Raw genomic sequence first — 17,446 nt, 5'->3', positions numbered from 1 at the left:
GAAAGTCGTGCTTTCAGCTTAACGCACCTAATGATCTTCGCCAGATTGATTGAGTTCATCGGGAAGACGCTCTTCAGCCCGAAGGGTGAGCACTTCAAAACCGGAAGCAGTGACGGCAATCGTGTGCTCCCACTGGGCTGACAATGTCTTGTCACTGGTCACCACCGTCCAACCATCCCGCTTGGTTTTTATCTTGGCCCTGCCCTGATTAATCATGGGCTCGATGGTAAACACCATGCCCTCTTTTAACGCCAAGCCTCTGCCTTTCTTTCCGTAATGCAGCACCTCCGGCTCTTCATGCATTTCCCGGCCAATGCCGTGGCCGCAATACTCACGAACCACAGAGTAGCCATGCTGTTCGGCATGTTGCTGAATCGCATAACCCACATCGCCCAAGGTGGCACCGGGCTTGACCGCTTGAATCCCTTGCCACATGGCTTCATAGGTTTTATCGACCAGTCGCTTGGCATAGGGAGTGACATCGCCAATCAGGTACATCTTGCTGGAGTCAGCAATAAAGCCGTCTTTCTCCAGGGTAATGTCGACATTGACGATATCGCCTGATTTGAGCGTTTGCTTGTCGGATGGAATGCCATGGCACACTACGTGGTTCACTGAGGCATTCAATACGTATTGGTAATCGTATTGCCCCTTACTGGCCGGGCGAGCCTTCAGGTAATCGACGATATAACGCTCGGCCCAATCGTTAATCGCCATGGTGGATACGCCGGGCGCTATCCGTTGGTCGAGATGACTGAACACCAATCCGAGTAGCCGACCGGCTTCCCGCATTAAGCGCAACTCCTCCTCGTTTTTCAGCGCTACCTCACTCACCGGCTACTTTCCTTACTTCAACGTCGGCTTGTTTCATTTGCTCACGCATAATCTCAGAGAAAGTCATGCTCGGATTGGCCTCAGCGAGCATACCTACTTTTATCCAGTACTCCGCCTGGGCATTGATAGAACGCACCATCACCGAGCTCGCTTTGCGAATATCTTCGTGCAGCTGATCATTGATTTTTACGATACCCATCACACCATCCAGTATATGAAACGAATATAAATCATATACGGATCATATATCGCGTAACGACTGGCGGCAAGGCTACCTTGTTACGTTAAGCTGTAACGTTTGAGAAAGGTTTCAACGCCAATACTTTCTTGCGCAGCGCCAGCTTCGGCTTCTCTAACGAAGCGCGCCACTGGGTACACTCCTGCTGTTGTTGCGGGTCGTTATCGGGACTTGCGCTAAACGCATCCAGCCAAGCCTGACGGGTACACAGGTCTTGATAGTCGCCGAGCAGGCCCTGGCGGTGCTTTAATTCAGTCAGGAACGGCTCAGGAGTCTCTGGGTTTAAATCAGCCAGGTAACGAATCCGCTTCACGCCCTTGCGCAGTTCATGGAACTCGGCGTCGTGAGCGTCCAATGAGAGTGCCGCCAGATCCTCATCGTGGCGTGTGATGCGCTCATCCAGTACTGCCTTGATGCGTTTTAGCGTGAGTTTTGACAGCGCCTTTCCAACATCATCGGAAGCGATAAAACTCTGCCAGCCCTCAAGCTCTTCAGCGTACGCCGGTGCATTTAACTGCTGGCACAGCGTCTGGTGCCGTTCCCGCTGGTTAGCCTGCAGCCACTGCGTCAATCCCTGGCGAGCAACCGCAGAGAGCGGCGAGGGCGTCTTGACCATATCCTCCAGAAACACATCAATATCACGCAGGTCACTGGTGGCCTGGGCACGATGCTTGAGCCGCTTAAGCATCTTCTTCAGGCCAGGCACCTTGGTAATGGAGCGCACGGACTCACCAACTGCTCGGCTACGGCGCAGGTTGACCCGATACTGGTGCAGAAATTCAGGATCAACACCTGCGATGACGCCAGGTTCCAAGGCCCGGATCATTTGATACTGATGCGCCAGCATGTCACGCATACGGCTGGCGGTGTCGCTTTTGTGTTTAGGTGGTTGAGGGGCAAGGCGCTTGAAAAGTGGGTAACTGGCCACTTCTGGAGTGAGGCAGCCCACCAGCTTGGCATCGCCCTGCCCTAAACTTTTCCAGGCAGTGCCAGACAGCGTGAAATGCAGCACGCTACCGGTGGGCAGCGAATCCGGCACCGTCTTATCGAGCCAACGTGCCAGATCGTACAGCGCCGGGTTATGTCCAATCACCAGTACCCTTTCGGCTTTATTCGGTAACGCTTTGAGCCATGTCTGCAGCCCGCCACCATCGAAAGTGTATAGGTCTTCATTGAAGTGAGCTTGTTTGGTCAGGGTGCTTTCAGGCAGTTGCGCTGCTATTTCGGCGAAAGTTTCTCGCGTGCGAGCCGCTGTACTGACGTAAATCTCCCCTTCGAACGCTTGCCAGCGCTGCAGCACAGGCGCCATCGCCGCTGCCTGACGCTTACCCCGCTTTCGCAACGGCCGTTGGTGGTCGGTCATATCGCCACTGGGCTGTTTGGCCTTGGCGTGCCGCATTAGGTATAAGTGCCGCATGAGCTGCTCCCAGGTGTGATACGCAAAGTTTAGTACACGCCCATCTTCTATGGAGAGTGCTGACGAGGCTTCACCACAAACCAACTCGCCAACACCAAGCTGCCGAATAGCGAATAAACCACCACAAACACCCACGCCGGTAACGTGAAATAGAGCAGGCTATGCAGCCAGTGCTGAATAAATGACCCCGAATAGGTGCCAGCCCCCACCTCTGCTCTAAGCGCCATTTCCCAGGTGGTTAACGGGCAAACAACACCTAACCAGGCTTGAACGACCACATAGCCAATCGCGCACAAATGCACGATGCGGAAAATGCGATTGCGCACCCACTGCCAGTTCAGAAAATAGCCCGCGTATACTGCGAATAAGCCGAGTACCACGAAGGTCACAAACAACACATGAAGTATGAGGATGGCGTCGGCTAGCAAAAGTAGCAGGGACGGTGGCATAGGGAATGGGCTATCTGTCACAAAACACCTCAACCTCTAACTGAAACATTTGTTTACATGATTACCAGCGTATGTTAATAAAAACCCGCTTTTATAATACTTATTTCTAATTGCACACTAAGCTTACTCCTGTATAACAGCGCAATATTTTTTGGTCACTGCCGACTAAATGACCGCCTGTAAGGCCTCCCCTGTTTCTCCTTCCCATCGGGGCAATGCTTGAACCGCACACCATAGCCGAAGGACAACAACAGATGGCTCAGTCTAACCGTCGTCTCGCCATGCAGGCTTGGCTTTTGATTCTGCTCACTAGCTGCTTGCTGATTGGTGTCAGCAGCCTGTTGCTAGACCGCGTTGCTCACCTCCCGCTACCGCCACAGTGGCGTTTGAGCCCTGACGGCACCCTTGCCGTGCTGATGGTTAGCGTCGGCCTACTAGCCCTGCTGAGCCACCAGCCACGCTGGCGACGTTTAGCTGGCGGCTTGATGATCGCATTGGGTGGTTATAGCCTTGGTCATGATCTTCTCGCACCAGGAACGGACGACGGGCTTTCATGGCTCACCGGGCAGCCACGCCTGGGCACGGTACCTGCGTTGCTGGTAGTGATCATGGGAACGAGTTGTTTCTTTTCTCCAACATCAGGGGACACCCGGCGCGGTTATCGTTTGATCGGCTGGGCATCGATCATAATCGGCGTTACTACGTTGGCTTACCCACTGATCACCCAGACGCCGCCCGACTCGGTGGCAGGCCTCACTTCCATGGGTAGCTTATTCTGCCTCCTGCTGGGCGCAGCTCTACTGATTATTGCCCATCAGCACACCTATCCGACGCTGCCCCTTCCCCGCTCTGCCATTATCGTCGGTGTGGTAGGCGTCACGGTCAGCATTATGATCTGGCTGGCCAGCAGCTGGGTACAGTACAACGCCCGCCTCACCGCTGCCGATACGCTAGTGAACAATGTCGCCGATGGCATGGAGCAGCGAATTGAGTCAAGAGTAAAACAGATTGAGCGCCTAACAGAGCGCTGGATGGCGCTAAGAGACGAGGGTCGCCGTGTCGTTCGCGAGCTCCAAGAGGTAGAGATGCGAACCTACATGCGTGACGAGCCAAGCTTGCTGGCCATCGTTCACTTAGCCGATGACGCCCAAGTACGATGGCAAGTGGGTCGCGAACCGGCGAACCTACTATGGATGATGGATCAACTGACCAGCCCAGCAACACTGGGCTGGCTACGTCAGCAAAATGAACTTCATCAGCGTGTCAGTTGGCATTTTCCTGATCCCGAACGCAGCAGCTACGGCTTACTAGCGGTGACGTTCGATCGGGGGCAGACTACCATGCTGGCTGCCATCGACTTAGCTGAGATCATCCAGTTGCAGCGTCACCTGGATACGAGTGGCTTCACCATCACTTATACCTCAAACGACCAAATGTGGGGCACTCTGACGGCCAAAGATGGGCACGAAGCCCAGATCCAGAGGACGTTTGATTCACGCAAGGTGACGTTGCCCGGCGGGCCGACCTTCACGATTACAGCACTGGATGGGCCGCTGTCGTTGAACAGCCTGCCCGGCGCTCTGCCGGTGATCTTTGGTCTGCTGGGTTTAGTGTTTTCTTATCAGTTGATCATCAGCCGTGCCCTCATCGCCTTCCGTGAACAACAAGCCGCTGCTTTGCAGCTCAATGAGCAGCGCTTCCGATCTCTGTTCACCCAGAATCCAGATGCGGTATTTGCCCATCATCGTGACGGCACCTACGAAAGCCTCAATCCGGTGACGGAAGCCATCGTGGGGCTCTCGGAAAGCGACTTATTGGGAAAACACTTCCGCTCAGTCGTCTGTGAACCAGCGTGTTCCAAGCAGGATGTAGAGCGTACGGAGACCGCTTTCAATCGCGCCGTCAACGGTCTCCCAAGCAGCTATACCATGCGCTTCGTGCGCGTGGGGGGTTATCAAGACCTGGAAGTGACAATGGTGCCCATTGTGGTCGATGGTGAGGTCAACGGAGTCTTCGGTATTGCCAAGGACATTACCGATCGCGTTGCCGCTGAGGAGAGGCTGCACATCCTGGAGCGTAGCCTTGCAGCGAGCGGCAACGGTGCCATGATCATTGACGTTCGTACGGATGAACAACAGGTGGTGTATGTGAACCCCGCGTTCACGCGTATCACCGGTTATCTAGAGCAAGAAGTCATCGGCCACGCGCCGCTACTTCTCAGCAGCGCTGAAACGGATACTGCGGACACTGAGCAGATCCAAGCAGCGTTCCAGCACGGCACTAGCCTTTCTACCACCGTGCGCACTTATCGTCGCGATGGCTCCCCTTTTTGGAACCAACTGTTCCTGTCGCCGGTGAAGGATGCCAACCAGCGGGTTAGCCACTTCATCTGCATCATCAACGATAGCTCCGAGCGTAAAGAGCAGGAGGGCCAGCTGGCTTACCAGGCGACCCACGACGTTTTGACCGGCCTTGGTAATCGAGCGCTATTCAGTGATCATTTGGCCCATGACGTCGAATTGGCGGCTCGCAATGGCCAAACGTTGGCCGTGCTGTTCGTGGATCTGGATGAGTTCAAACCTATCAACGATACGCTTGGTCACAATGTTGGTGATCAGCTCTTGATCAGCGTAGCAGAGAAGCTGCAGCAGGGGTTGCGGGCCAGTGATACCCTCGCCCGTTTGGGTGGCGATGAGTTCGTGCTGCTGCTGCCCGACTTGAGTCACCCCGATGAAGCCGAAGAAGTGGCTGGCCGGCTGTTGGATGCACTCAATAAACCCCACCGGGTCAGCGGCCACGAGCTCCACGTATCGGCCAGCATTGGTATCGCCATCAATCGCGGCGGGATTGATGAACCCGAGCGGCTGCTTCAGCACGCGGACATGGCCATGTACAAAGCCAAGCAGCAAGGCCGTAATACCTACGAGGTGTATACGGACGATCTCGACAGAAAGCTCAGTCAGCGCGTTACCCTGCGCAGCGAGCTACAGGAAGCCATCGAGCACGGCCATCTCAATCTGCATTACCAGCCCCTGATTAACCGAGAAGGCGATGTCGACGGACTGGAAGCGTTGGTTCGCTGGTACCACCCGACCAAAGGCTTTATCTCGCCAGCGACGTTTATTCCCATTGCGGAGGAGACCGGTCAGATCATTCCGCTAAGCCGCTGGGTGATGCGGCAGGCCTGTAAAGACGCCCAACAGCTGGTGGCACAAGGCCTGTTAACAGGACGCATGGCAGTCAACCTCTCGCCCCTTCAGTTTCACCGCCCCAACTTCCTCAGCACGTTGCGCAATGTACTGAACGAGACGCACCTTGCACCTGAGCATTTGGAACTAGAACTGACTGAAGGCATCCTGATGCGTGATGCCGACGGCGCCATCGATATCCTCCACGCCCTGAGTAGCATGGGTGTTAGTACTGCCATTGACGACTTCGGCACCGGTTTTTCCAGCCTGAGTTACCTGCGCGACCTGCCCATCGACAAGATCAAGATCGACCGTAGCTTCGTGCAGGATGCTGCCAAGAGCGACAAGAACGCCGCTATCTGCCAGGGCGTTATTACCTTGGCGCTGGAGCTTGACCTTAGGGTGGTTGCCGAAGGTATCGAAACGGTAGAACAACACGACTATTTGATGTCGCTAGGCTGCGAGGTTTTCCAAGGCTACCTGTTTGCCAAACCGATGCCGCTGGACAGCCTTATCACCTGGCTCACTCAAAAAGCCCAAATGACATCTAACGTATGACGGCAACATTGAGGTGACTCTCCTGTGGGGTCACCCTGATGTTGAGCCTTCAATGGTTTTCTTTATATGAGCCTACTGGCCAGCTTTAGATTATCGTTAGTTTGCCGCAGTGGATACCTCAGATCTCAGTGGCTTTTGAGGCAGCGACGGAGCCGACGATGCAACGCCTTCTCTGAGCTGGAAGGTGCTGACAAGATCTGCCAGGCGGACAGACTCGTCTTCCAGTGATGCCAAACCGATGAACAGCGCCGGATACTGCTAGAAATGGCTGTATCCAACAGCTGGGGCAGGGTGTCTGGTTTATTAGCCGCGCCATTTCCGCTCAGGCGCTCGAAGCGCGGTTGAGGGAACAAAGACAGTGTGATGGATGCAAAGAAAGCGGGCGCAATCAGCCCCTTAGCCTAAGTAGTGTCGCCACCAAGCTGATCAAAATGGATAGTACGCTATATCGGCTAGAGCACCAGCTTCCGGAATAAGCCTTCATCCAATAGAACCGTGGCGCTTTGCGTACCGGGTCTAATGATACCCCCCTATCACTTCCCCCTTATTTTGCTGGTGCCCAAAAGCTGAATTCGACCCAGTGGCGCGTGTGAATGACAAGTGCCCATGTACACCTGTACCAAGGTTACGGCTGGAAGAGTACATTTCTCTCATGGTTAATTTTTACTTTCAGCAGTGCGCACTAACCAATATTGTGCAGGAAATCCCTCTTTTTCTTCTCTTAATGCCTGCCATACTGCCTTGAGCTATATATAAGAGATAACTGTAAGTACACTCACTAGATAGAGGAGAGAGACATTGATTACTTCATTGGTTAACAAATTAAGCTACTACATGACTCTCTCCAAAGAGGAAATACAGGTAATGGAAACGGCGGGCACCCGAAGCATCGCTGTGCAGAAAGGAGACGTTATCATTAAGGAAGGCGAGCGGCCTGAAAACGTCTATCTCATAGAAAAGGGGTGGGCATGTCGCTACAAGCTTTTGGAAAATGGCGATAATCACATTATGGCCTTCCTGATTCCGGGCGATCTATGTGATGTGCATATCACCATTCTCGAAGAAATGGATCACTCAATACGCGCGCTTACCCCAGTGACAATGCACAAATTTCCAGCGGTTGAGATACGTAATATAATGGAAAACCACCACCGACTGGCGCGAGCGCTTTTCTGGTCAACGCTTGTGGATGAAGCCGTTTTACGTGTATGGCTGGTTAATATGGGAACTCGGCCGGCCGAGGCGCGCTTGGCACATATTTTTTGTGAGATGCTGATACGCACTAGGATGGCTGGAAGTGCTGAAGATGATGGTATTGAATTTCCACTGACCCAGGCGGAACTGAGTGAGTCGATGGGGCTAACGCAGGTACATATCAATCGCGTTCTTCAAAAGCTACGCCACGAAGGCTTGGTGAAACTAGAGAAGAAACGCTTGACGATCCTAGACTGGGATCGGTTAAAGCAATTTTCGCAATTTGACCCGACTTACCTGCATTGCCAGAACGTACCTGAATAGGCCTCACGGAAGAAGCCTTAACGTTACTCTAGACATTAAGTTGGAAGAAGATTGTAAATTCGGCCAACAGTAATCTTTTAGCACTTGTGCTTACACACCTAAACCCATCTAGCATCCCTTATTAAATAACTGTGTCCAGATAAGCAGCAAAAGCCTGATTAAGAACCGCCTAATAAAGGCACCCTCTTACACTGTTCGGCAAGAACGACACATGCAATCGAATACACCTGAATCTCTCTCCTTGTGCCTATACTGAATGCAACCTCTTATCACTCTGCTTGCAGCGAGAACCCACCCACATGAGCCAGCGAATTCTGATCCTGCAGGGCCACCCCGATGCCAGCAAGGCGCACCTTTGCCATTCTCTTGCAGATCACTACTGCAAAGGTGCCCAGGCTAACGGCCATGAGATACGCCTGACCGACCTCGCCTCCCTGGAATTCCCGCTGCTACGCAGCCAGCAGGAGTGGCAAACGACCCCTCTGCCCGCTTCACTGACGGCGGCGCAGAAATCCATCGACTGGTGCCAGCACCTAGTACTGATCTTTCCACTGTGGCTTGGCGACATGCCGGCTCTGGTCAAAGCGTTCTTGGAACAAGTGCTGCGCCCAGGCTTCGCCTTCGAGTACGTGGAAGGCAACCCGCTGGGAAAAAAGGGACTGACCGGACGCTCGGCACGGCTAGTGGTGACCATGGGCATGCCAGCAGTGATCTATCGTCATCTCTACCGGGCTCACAGCGTCAAATCGCTGGAGCGCAATATCCTCGGCTTTGTCGGCTTCTCGCCGGTACGTGAGACACTGATCGGTAGCGTGGAGACAATGAACGAGCAGAAACGCAATGAGTGGTTCTTCAAGTTGCATGAGCTCGGGGCAAAAGCCAAATGAGACCGGCAGTGAAGATGTCAGTTCCGAAGCCAGGATATCTTCTGATCCAGCTCATGGGGTAAATTCTGCACCTGACGATCTCGTAACCATTAATGGCCCTAATGTAAAAAGCTTAAAAAAGTGTATTTTATCAAACAATGACATTCACATTTGATTAGTATAATCATTACTCAAGGATCAATATTCTCCACAGGGTAGTGCAACGCATAATGAATACCCAAGAACAGGATCGTTTGTTCGCACTCCGACAGTTAAATCTGCTGGATACCTCTCCCAGTGAAAGCTTTGACCGGATCACAAGGATGGCCAGTCAGCTTTTCGGTTTGCCAATCGCAGCCGTGTCGCTTACAGATGCAAACCGTCAGTGGTTTAAGTCTAGGGTAGGCGTTGATCATTGGGAGATACCCCGTGAAACAGCGCCCTGCGCAGATGTCTGTAACTCCTCTAAAATCCTTATCATCCCGGATCTTCTCGCCTCGGACTGCTACCGGAATAGCTATTTAGCAAACTCAGGCATTCGTTTCTACGCGGGTGCACCGCTAGTGACGCGAGAGGGCCATACCTTGGGCGCGATGTGCGTTCTGGGCACTCAACCACGTGAGGTGTCTGAGCAAGAGCAAGCGACGCTCTACGATCTGGCTGCCATGGTAATGGCACAGATTGAATTGCAGCATGCTTTCGGCCGAATCGACCCGATGACGGGCCTTTCCAACCGTCATCAGTTTGCCGAAGACCTGCAAGACATGGAGCGAGATGCACCGAACGGACGAAGGGTTGCGTTATTTACCGAGGTGGTCGATGCCAATGAATTAAGTACGCTTCACCGTAACATGGGCCCCGCTTTTCTTGATGAGCTGGCACGGATTGCCGCTCGTTGCCTTCAACAGACCATCGGTTCAGCATCAACGCTCTATTACCTGGGCGGATGTCAATTCGTGCATCTGGTGAACCAAGCGAGTGATGCTGATCTGCTGGAAGAGGCTATTCGTTTACGCCAAGCGCTGCTCGCACTCGAATCCACCCGCGACGTTCCAGTATTGATACACCCCATCACGGGCATCGCTCCCTTTTGTCTGGGCGAAGTTAAAGCCGCGGATGTCTTGCGAACCGCTCATGCCGCTTGCCTGGATGCTCGCCAGGCTGGAGAAGTTGCCGGGCTCTTTTCATTGGCCTTGGATGCCCATTATCAACGGCGCTTTACCCTGCTGGGCGACATCGGCCGGGCACTAGAAAGTGAGGATGAGCTTTACCTGGTTTTCCAACCACGCGTCTCCCTTGGCAGCGGCGAGTGTTTAGGAGCGGAAGCCCTGTTGCGGTGGCATCACCCAACCTTGGGAGAGGTATCGCCTGGCGAGTTTATTCCACTGATCGAAAATACCCCCATGGCAAAACCATTAACGCAGTGGGTGTTGCGTCACGCCATTCGTCAGGCGAAGGCTTGGCATCAACAAGGAGAAACACTCCAGATTTCGATCAATGTATCAGCGACCAACCTTGAGGAGGAGGATTTTGCCGTTCGGCTTTTGGATGAAATGGCGCGCATGTCACTTCCGAGTACCGCTATAGAAGTAGAACTTACCGAAAGCGCTCTGATTGGACAGGGACAGATAGCGGCCAACCAGCTTAAGGCGTTAATAGCGGCAGGATTGCGAATCGCTATTGACGATTTTGGTACCGGCTATAGCAGTCTCTCCTATCTGCATGAGATTCCTGCCCACACCGTAAAAATAGACCGCCGCTTTATCACCGAGCTTGGTCAGGACGCGCGCACCGAGACGCTGGTTAATTCCATGATTTCAATGGCCCATGACCTAGGCTACCGAGTGGTAGCCGAAGGAATAGAAAACGATATCTCCTACCGCCGCCTCATGGAACTAGGCTGCGACGAAGCCCAGGGATATTTTATCGCTAAACCACTATTGCCTTTGGTATTCGAAAAGTGGCTACATAACAGAACAGTTCATTGACATCCTCTCCTCCCTCAACTTGCGCTGCCGCCTTGCGGCGGAAAGGAAGGGGATTCCCTGGTTGTCACCTCCCAGGTTCCTGCTTCGTTGTTCGCCGCCTTCAATGCCTTGGCATTGCCGGTCTGACACAAACTCCACAGGCGTAGATTCCCGAATGCCCTTCGGTATTGACTTTAACTCTCGGCACCGGCTAATAGCGCGGTGCCTGCTTGTAGGATGTTGCGGGCGGCATTGAGGTCACGATCAATGCCTTGGGTGTCGCAGCCCGGGCAATCCCAGGTACGGACATTCAGTGGTAGTGATGCCATCACAAAGCCACAGCCATGACAGCGTTTGCTGCTGGGGTACCAGCGGTCAATTTGGACGAACTGCCGTCCCGCCCAAGCCGATTTGTACTCAAGCTGGCGCACCAGCTCACCCCAGCTGACATCGCTAATGGCTTTGGATAGAGGCCGATTTTTGACCATATTCTTAACCTGCAAACTCTCCGCCGCGATCACTTGGTTCTCGTTGACGATCTGGCGGGTGAGTTTATGGAGATGGTCAAGCCGACTATCGGCAATTTTAGCGTGGCATTTAGCAACCTTTAGCCGCGCCTTGGCACGGTTATTCGAGCCTTTTTGCTTTCGGCTCAATTGCCGCTGCGCCCGCGCCAGCTTGCGGGCATAGCGCGCCGTATGGCGCGGATTATTAACTCGCTTTCCGTCACTGGTGACGAACAAATCTTTCAGCCCAAGATCAATGCCCACCATCTTCGGGACTATATCAAACGCTTCCGTCTCCACTGTGCACAGACAGCTGATGAAATATCGCCCGGCTGCATCTTTGGAGACGGTGACACTGCTCGGATGGGTGGGCAAGTCGCGGCTCCAGCGAATATTAAGCGGTTCGCTGCACTTGGCTAGCGTGATCAGGCCGGCACGGTATGAAAACGCCGAACTGGCAAAGGTGGCCGACTGGCGATGCTTTTTGAATTTAAAGCTGGGATAGCGTGCCCGCTTGGCAAAGAAATGCTTAAACGCCATTTGCTGATGTCGCAGACATTGTTGCAACGGCACCGAACTGACTTCGGCCAGGAACGCGGTGTCAGGCTGCTTTTTCAACTGCGTTAAAAACGCGCTTGCGTCGTTGTAACCGATCTTTTCCTGACGCTGATAGAACGCATCGGTGCGATAGCGAAGCACCGCGTTCCAGACAAACCGCACGCACCCAAACGTCCGTGCCAGCAAGGTTGCCTGCTCGGGCGTAGGGTAAAAGCGGTATCTGAAAGCGCGTTCGGTTTTCATAACTTACAATTTAAACGAAATATTGTAAGGCTGCAAGACACAAGGCGTCTTAGCGGATGCCGCACTATCAATCCTCGCACTAAAAGTACGAGGCTTTCCGCGCTGACTGATAATGCTAATTGCCTGAGTTTCTCCAGTTGATTTGGGCTCCCTCGGGTATCTTCGTTATTGCTGCGGTACCTTCTTCAAGTAGACGCTTTCAGGTGAAAGAGCCTGAAGTGGGCAAAGAATACGTGTGTGGGTTCGACTCCAATAGCTGGCTCCTGTTTAGCGAAGACCCGGCTGAGTATCGCCCTCTTCTATCTCTATCTTTTCCACTGGCGCTCGCTGGCAGACTAAGGCGGGTGCGCCTTTAAGATGTTGAATGAGTGCCTAATACTGAAACTTACCGTGCTCAAATTAACACATGGTCAGCTATCATAGGCGAGCATATACCTACACGCACCGCAGACATTCAGGCGCCAGTACACAGAACAAAACGATAATTGAGCTGAGCCCAGCTAACTACTTCGTCACCATCCATGCTAAGTGATAATTTACCAATGGTAGCATCCGGTCAAAGCGGCCTTTCAGGTAGTTCTGATGGGATACCTGGGCTCAGTCGCCACTTTAAAACCCATTCGACTGGAGTCGACGTTGCGTGTGAATTATCAAAGCAAAGTAGTTGCAAATGAAGCGCCATGAAAAAATTAGACAAGCTGGACACCATAGCTTCTCCTTGCTGGCTCGGCTCGGCCGCTACGAACTAGCGATGCTGCTATGCGTCGCGGTACTTTCCGGTGGGATCTGGGGGTTCGTCGCGCTGGCCGACGAAGTCACTGAGGGGGACACCCAGAGCGTCGATGAGAGTCTGCTGCTCGCCCTTCGCAATCCCGCCGACCTTAGCGATCCGATCGGGCCAGGCTGGGTCGAGGAAATGGGGCGGGATTTTGCCGCGCTTGGCGGTGTTGGCGTGCTGTTACTTATCACTCTGGGTGCCCTGGACTACCTGTTACTCGCTAGACGCTACCGCGCGGCCCTCTTTGCCTCGATCGCGGTGCCCGGCGGCCTACTACTCAGCACTGTGATGAAGATGGGTTTTGATCGCTCTCCCGGATCTCGTGCCTCATGAAGCCATGGTCTACACCGCGAGCTTTCCCAGCAGCCACTCAATGATGTCTGCCGTGACCTACCTTACCCTGGCCGCGCTACTCACCCGCGTGCAGCCCGCGCTGAGGCTGAAGGCATACCTTTTGATTCTGGCGATATTACTGACCCTGCTGGTAGGCATAAGCCGCGTCTATCTCGGAGTGCATTGACCGACCGATGTGCTTGCCGGCTGGACGGCTGGGGCAAGCTGGGCAGCGCTGTGCTGGATCGTGATGCGCTGGATGAAGCGACGTGGGCAGGTAGAGACAGAAGTTAGCGGGTTGGGCACTGAATAACGTGGTTCAAGCGGAGATGGGTAGCTTAATGGGTGTTGACCTGCCGTCTGGAAGCGATGAAAACTGATTCGCCATGACGGCGCATAAGTCCCTGAGCCTAGTGTGGTTCTTCCACTAAGTACAGGTAAAGAGAGTCGAACTCTCCCGCTTCCTTTAACTTTTCCCAATCAGGTACGGTTATCTGATTTTTATTACTGTGAATTAACCCATCTGCACGAAGCGCCTGGAGCACTCTATTCACATGGATAGGCGTCAGGCCTGTCGAATCCCCTAACTCCGCCTGGGTAACGGGCATAACGAACGTTGCCTCTTTAGCCAACCCTACCGCCTTAAGTCGTACCATCAGCTCGCAGAGAAGGTGGGCAATGCGACTGTACCCTTGGCGTTGCCCAGTGTTTAACAGCCACTCCCGTGTGATAGAGGCGCAAACCAAGGTCTCACGCCAGAAAGCGGCGTAAAGTCGTGGATTATGCTCACAGATGTTGTGCATATCATCGTGTTCAATAAAGCCAAGCAGGCAAGGAGTAATCGAGGCAATATTCATATCCAAATACGGCAAATGCAAGCTTTGCAAATCAGGGATATCGCCCGGTATAAAAAGCGACATTATTTGACGTTTTCCTTCAGCAGTCAGCTTATAAGAACACGTAAACCCCTCAATAATAAGGCAGCATTTAGTAGGCTGATCGCTTACTTTTGATATGTCTTGTCCTGAACGAAGGGCCATTGTTTTAATCGGTAAGTTACTTATTGCCTCTTTCTCCTTATCGGTGAGAAGAAAGATACTTTCTAACTTACGGGTCATAAGGAGGTTAGGCGTGAGGAGAATGGTTTTCATAGAGGGCTCCATAATTTGCAGCTATGAAGCCGAATGCAACATTTTGCCTGCGCGTCTTTCGACATTAAATATCAACAACAAGGATGGACTCCAGAGAGGAGAATAGATAGCGCTAATTTTAAATCGCTACTGGAAAGCGTTTTATGGAAAGTGCCCCACCCTTGACGCTTTAAGCTCCCTTCCATTTTAAAATACCAACCGCGGGTGTGGCGATTGTCATGCTAAATGGGCATTCCTGGCGTCACCTTGTGATCGTAATATCTACTATTGCCGGTATAGGCTGGGCATTGCCTTCTGTATGTGTAAGCGATCTCAAACACCAAAAATAAAAACGCCCCATCTAAGGGGCATATATTTATCTGACAGTGCTGGCTTGTGGCCGCCCATACTGAGCGAGTTAATGTTTTCGAGCAGATGTCTGCTGTCAAAGCACAAGATTGATACATATTAACTAAGTAAGCAATGCTTTTATTTAATAAAAAGGTATTAGTTTAATTAAAGTTAAAACCCAACACCAAAAATTACTTACGTGGTTTATGTCTTTAAACTTTACTGACCTAACAGAACATGATTGATGAAATATTCGCCTTCACAGTCTCATACCCACATTACCGATAGAACATTTCGTTCTCATTTGGTGGCCTAGTGGCAGCTGTTAACGGCTGATTACTCATTTCTGTACTGCATCTGTATTCGCTGCATTGCAGTGCAGGCAACAGAACACATAAGCGAGCGGTCGTCATTATGGACAAACGACGTCCTAGGCTGAGCCTTCGTTATCCGCCCAAAACGGACGTTCAGGCCATTCTGATATAACGTTCGCCATTACCGGCGCGCAAATGCGAAGTGCAGCTCAACGTTTACGTATTTAAGTGAGTGTAGTTGTAATGTGCGTGCTGCATCCTCGCCCTCTTGCAGCCTTTAATACCATGCCTTTAGCTCAGGGAAGTCCACATTGTTCGGCAGCGGATTATCTTCGAACCAGGCTCTATGAATGGATCCTAATAGGCCTCGACAGTTCTGCTCGATTGATTGGCAATCCATGAATCGTAAACGCTGGATTCGTCCCAATAGTGATGCATGTGAATGAAAGGAAACCATGTACACCTTGATCAAGGTTATGGTTGGAGGAGTACATTTTTCTCATGGCTAATTTTTACTTTCAGCAGTGCGACCTAACCAATATCTTGTAAGAAATTCCTTTTTCTCCCCCCTTCAGGCCTACATTTTGATTATGCAAGAGACTGCTTTCGGTTACCTCTAATTCTAAAAAGTGTGTTTCTAACCCAGTCTCGGCCAATACCTCGGCAATTCGAACGGGCAATGTATTATCTCGCAGTTCAATGGCGGAAATATTCACCGCGATAGGCACGATATTGACGCCTTCAGCTCGCCACGCCTGTAGACGATGGCAGACCTCACGCAGCCCCCGGTGACCAATGGGAACGATAAGTCCGCTAGTTTCCGCGACAGGTAGAAACGCCATGGGTGCCATATTGCCAACAGTTGAATTGCAGCAGCGCACCAGCGCTTCAGCACTAACCCTGTCACCGGTAGTTACATCTACCCTGGGTTGGAAATTTAGAAAGAGAGACTCTTCCTTCAAGGCCTGATGAAGTTGAGACTCAATATGGGTACGTTGGTCTCTCGTGTCATTCATGTCGGCCTTGAACAGTTGGTAGGTGTTACAACCGCTATTTTTCGCCTGATACATGGCCGTGTCAGCATTATTGAGCAACGTACGGTCATTGGTTCCGTGGTCGGGATAGAGGCTGATCCCGATACTGGCGGTAATACGCAACTCATGGTTACCGATTTGATGCGGCGCGGCTAACGCGCCAAGTATTTTCTCTGCAATTCTGACTGCATCCTGAGGCTTTTCAATTTCACTCAATAGCACCACGAACTCGTCGCCCCCCTGACGGCATATCGTGTCTGTGTCGCGGATACAGTCGCTGAGGCGAACAGCAACTGACTTTAAAAGACAATCGCCTACTGCATGGCAAAGTGAGTCGTTGATGGGCTTGAAGTCGTCAAGGTCTAGATATATCAGAGCGACCTGATGCTGATGCCGCTTCGCCAAACCGATGGCTCGGGAAAGTCTTTCTAAAAGCAGGATGCGATTGGGCAAGCCAGTGAGTGAATCATGCTGCGCCAGATAGGCAAGCTTTAGCGATTGGGTGGGCGAATGGCAGGCATCATGAAACACGATCACCGCCCCCTGAGATCGCCATTACGATCATGGATGGGCGCTGCTGAGTCCTCTATCTCTAACTGACTACCATCTTGGCGAATCAGAATGCAATCCATGGCGAGCCCGACAGCGCGGTTCTCTTCCATGGCTCGTTGGGCCGGGCTGCTAGCCGTCTTTAGTGTTTGCCCATCGACAATCTTGAAGACCTGAGCTAAAGGCTTGCTGAGCGCACCAATGATCGACCATAACTCATAAGACCCAATGAGACATATATGTGTCAGGTTCGAGAAAATTACCGTCGTTTACCAACATTAAGGGAGCCACATGCTTCAGCTCTGCGCGCTACCGTACGTATCGCATAATTTAAAATGCAACTATATAACACTCAGAAAAAACAAGAGGATTTAATAAGAGTAGCGGCGCGTTCCTTGCGAGGTCGAACTGGAAGATCTTACGTTAGCGGCGCCGCTTGCTCCTTGCAGCGCATAGTGCAACAACCTGTTGTATAGGCAAATCCATCGAAGCTCTAAGAATGAAACTAACGGGTAAATAACCACATAACCATGCGTTGGCGCACACAGCGTGAGAAATTCACCCAGCGTGAACGCTTTCCAGCGGTCACTGACGGCTCCTCTACCTGTCCGAAAA

General features: G+C 52.2%; 14 protein-coding genes. 6 read left to right on the top strand and 8 right to left on the bottom strand.

The annotated features are described in order from the left end of the window. Positions 1-27 precede the first annotated feature (27 nt). The 4 genes from map to Q3Y66_RS08165 all read right to left on the bottom strand — a co-directional run bounded on the left by map (position 28) and on the right by Q3Y66_RS08165 (position 2,938). Positions 28-834, bottom strand: a complete 807-nt coding sequence (map, locus tag Q3Y66_RS08180; protein ID WP_008956698.1) for a type I methionyl aminopeptidase — start codon at positions 832-834, stop codon at positions 28-30. Further along, entirely contained in the window at positions 827-1,033 is a 207-nt protein-coding gene (locus tag Q3Y66_RS08175; RefSeq protein WP_008956699.1) for a ParD-like family protein, read from the bottom strand. Before Q3Y66_RS08175 ends, map begins: the two co-directional genes overlap by 8 nt. Positions 1,034-1,118: 85 nt before the next feature. Continuing rightward, positions 1,119-2,489, bottom strand: a complete 1,371-nt coding sequence (locus tag Q3Y66_RS08170) for a CHAD domain-containing protein (protein WP_008956700.1) — start codon at positions 2,487-2,489, stop codon at positions 1,119-1,121. 47 nt (positions 2,490-2,536) lie between these two features. Further along, entirely contained in the window at positions 2,537-2,938 is a 402-nt protein-coding gene (locus Q3Y66_RS08165) for a DUF2784 domain-containing protein (RefSeq protein ID WP_008956701.1), read from the bottom strand. 254 nt (positions 2,939-3,192) lie between these two features. Between Q3Y66_RS08165 and Q3Y66_RS08160 the strand changes: the two genes are divergently transcribed. From Q3Y66_RS08160 to Q3Y66_RS08145, 4 genes are all read left to right on the top strand, one after another. Next, on the top strand, positions 3,193-6,684 hold the full coding sequence (locus Q3Y66_RS08160) for an EAL domain-containing protein (protein WP_008956702.1): 3,492 nt from the start codon (positions 3,193-3,195) through the stop codon (positions 6,682-6,684). Positions 6,685-7,548: 864 nt separating this feature from the next. Beyond that, positions 7,549-8,202 carry a Crp/Fnr family transcriptional regulator gene (locus Q3Y66_RS08155; protein ID WP_008956703.1) on the top strand — a complete coding sequence of 218 codons (654 nt, stop codon included), beginning with the start codon at positions 7,549-7,551 and terminating at the stop codon, positions 8,200-8,202. 299 nt (positions 8,203-8,501) lie between these two features. Next, on the top strand, positions 8,502-9,089 hold the full coding sequence (locus Q3Y66_RS08150) for an NAD(P)H-dependent oxidoreductase (RefSeq protein WP_008956704.1): 588 nt from the start codon (positions 8,502-8,504) through the stop codon (positions 9,087-9,089). 209 nt (positions 9,090-9,298) lie between these two features. Further along, the gene (locus tag Q3Y66_RS08145; protein WP_008956705.1) at positions 9,299-11,056 is read left to right on the top strand and encodes a sensor domain-containing phosphodiesterase; all 1,758 of its coding nucleotides are present in this window, start codon (positions 9,299-9,301) and stop codon (positions 11,054-11,056) included. Positions 11,057-11,229: 173 nt separating this feature from the next. On the opposite strand, the gene Q3Y66_RS08140 is transcribed toward Q3Y66_RS08145, so the two are convergent. Further along, complete coding sequence (locus Q3Y66_RS08140; RefSeq protein WP_008956706.1) at positions 11,230-12,342, bottom strand: RNA-guided endonuclease TnpB family protein; 1,113 nt, start codon at positions 12,340-12,342, stop codon at positions 11,230-11,232. Positions 12,343-13,012: 670 nt separating this feature from the next. On the opposite strand from Q3Y66_RS08140, the gene Q3Y66_RS08135 reads away from it, so the two are divergent. Together Q3Y66_RS08135 and Q3Y66_RS08130 are read left to right on the top strand one after the other, a co-directional pair. Continuing rightward, entirely contained in the window at positions 13,013-13,453 is a 441-nt protein-coding gene (locus Q3Y66_RS08135) for a phosphoesterase (protein ID WP_008956707.1), read from the top strand. A gap of 40 nt (positions 13,454-13,493) precedes the next feature. After that, a complete protein-coding gene (locus Q3Y66_RS08130) occupies positions 13,494-13,640 on the top strand; it encodes a hypothetical protein (RefSeq protein WP_008956708.1) in 147 nt (48 codons plus the stop codon). A 223-nt stretch (positions 13,641-13,863) separates the two neighbouring features. Here the strand turns inward: Q3Y66_RS08130 and Q3Y66_RS08125 are convergent, their stop codons facing one another. The 3 genes from Q3Y66_RS08125 to Q3Y66_RS08115 all read right to left on the bottom strand — a co-directional run bounded on the left by Q3Y66_RS08125 (position 13,864) and on the right by Q3Y66_RS08115 (position 16,944). Continuing rightward, entirely contained in the window at positions 13,864-14,604 is a 741-nt protein-coding gene (locus Q3Y66_RS08125; protein ID WP_008956709.1) for a Crp/Fnr family transcriptional regulator, read from the bottom strand. 1,162 nt (positions 14,605-15,766) lie between these two features. Further along, complete coding sequence (locus tag Q3Y66_RS08120) at positions 15,767-16,813, bottom strand: bifunctional diguanylate cyclase/phosphodiesterase (protein WP_050805281.1); 1,047 nt, start codon at positions 16,811-16,813, stop codon at positions 15,767-15,769. Between the two features lie 2 nt (positions 16,814-16,815). Beyond that, on the bottom strand, positions 16,816-16,944 hold the full coding sequence (locus tag Q3Y66_RS08115) for a hypothetical protein (protein WP_008956711.1): 129 nt from the start codon (positions 16,942-16,944) through the stop codon (positions 16,816-16,818). Between the last annotated feature and the right edge of the window lie 502 nt (positions 16,945-17,446).

The organism is Halomonas sp. HAL1, from assembly GCF_030544485.1.
GTDB classification, from domain to species: Bacteria; Pseudomonadota; Gammaproteobacteria; order Pseudomonadales; family Halomonadaceae; genus Vreelandella; species Vreelandella arctica.
The sequence above is the reverse complement of the archived record's forward strand: the minus strand, read 5'-3'. Positions and strand labels throughout refer to the sequence as shown.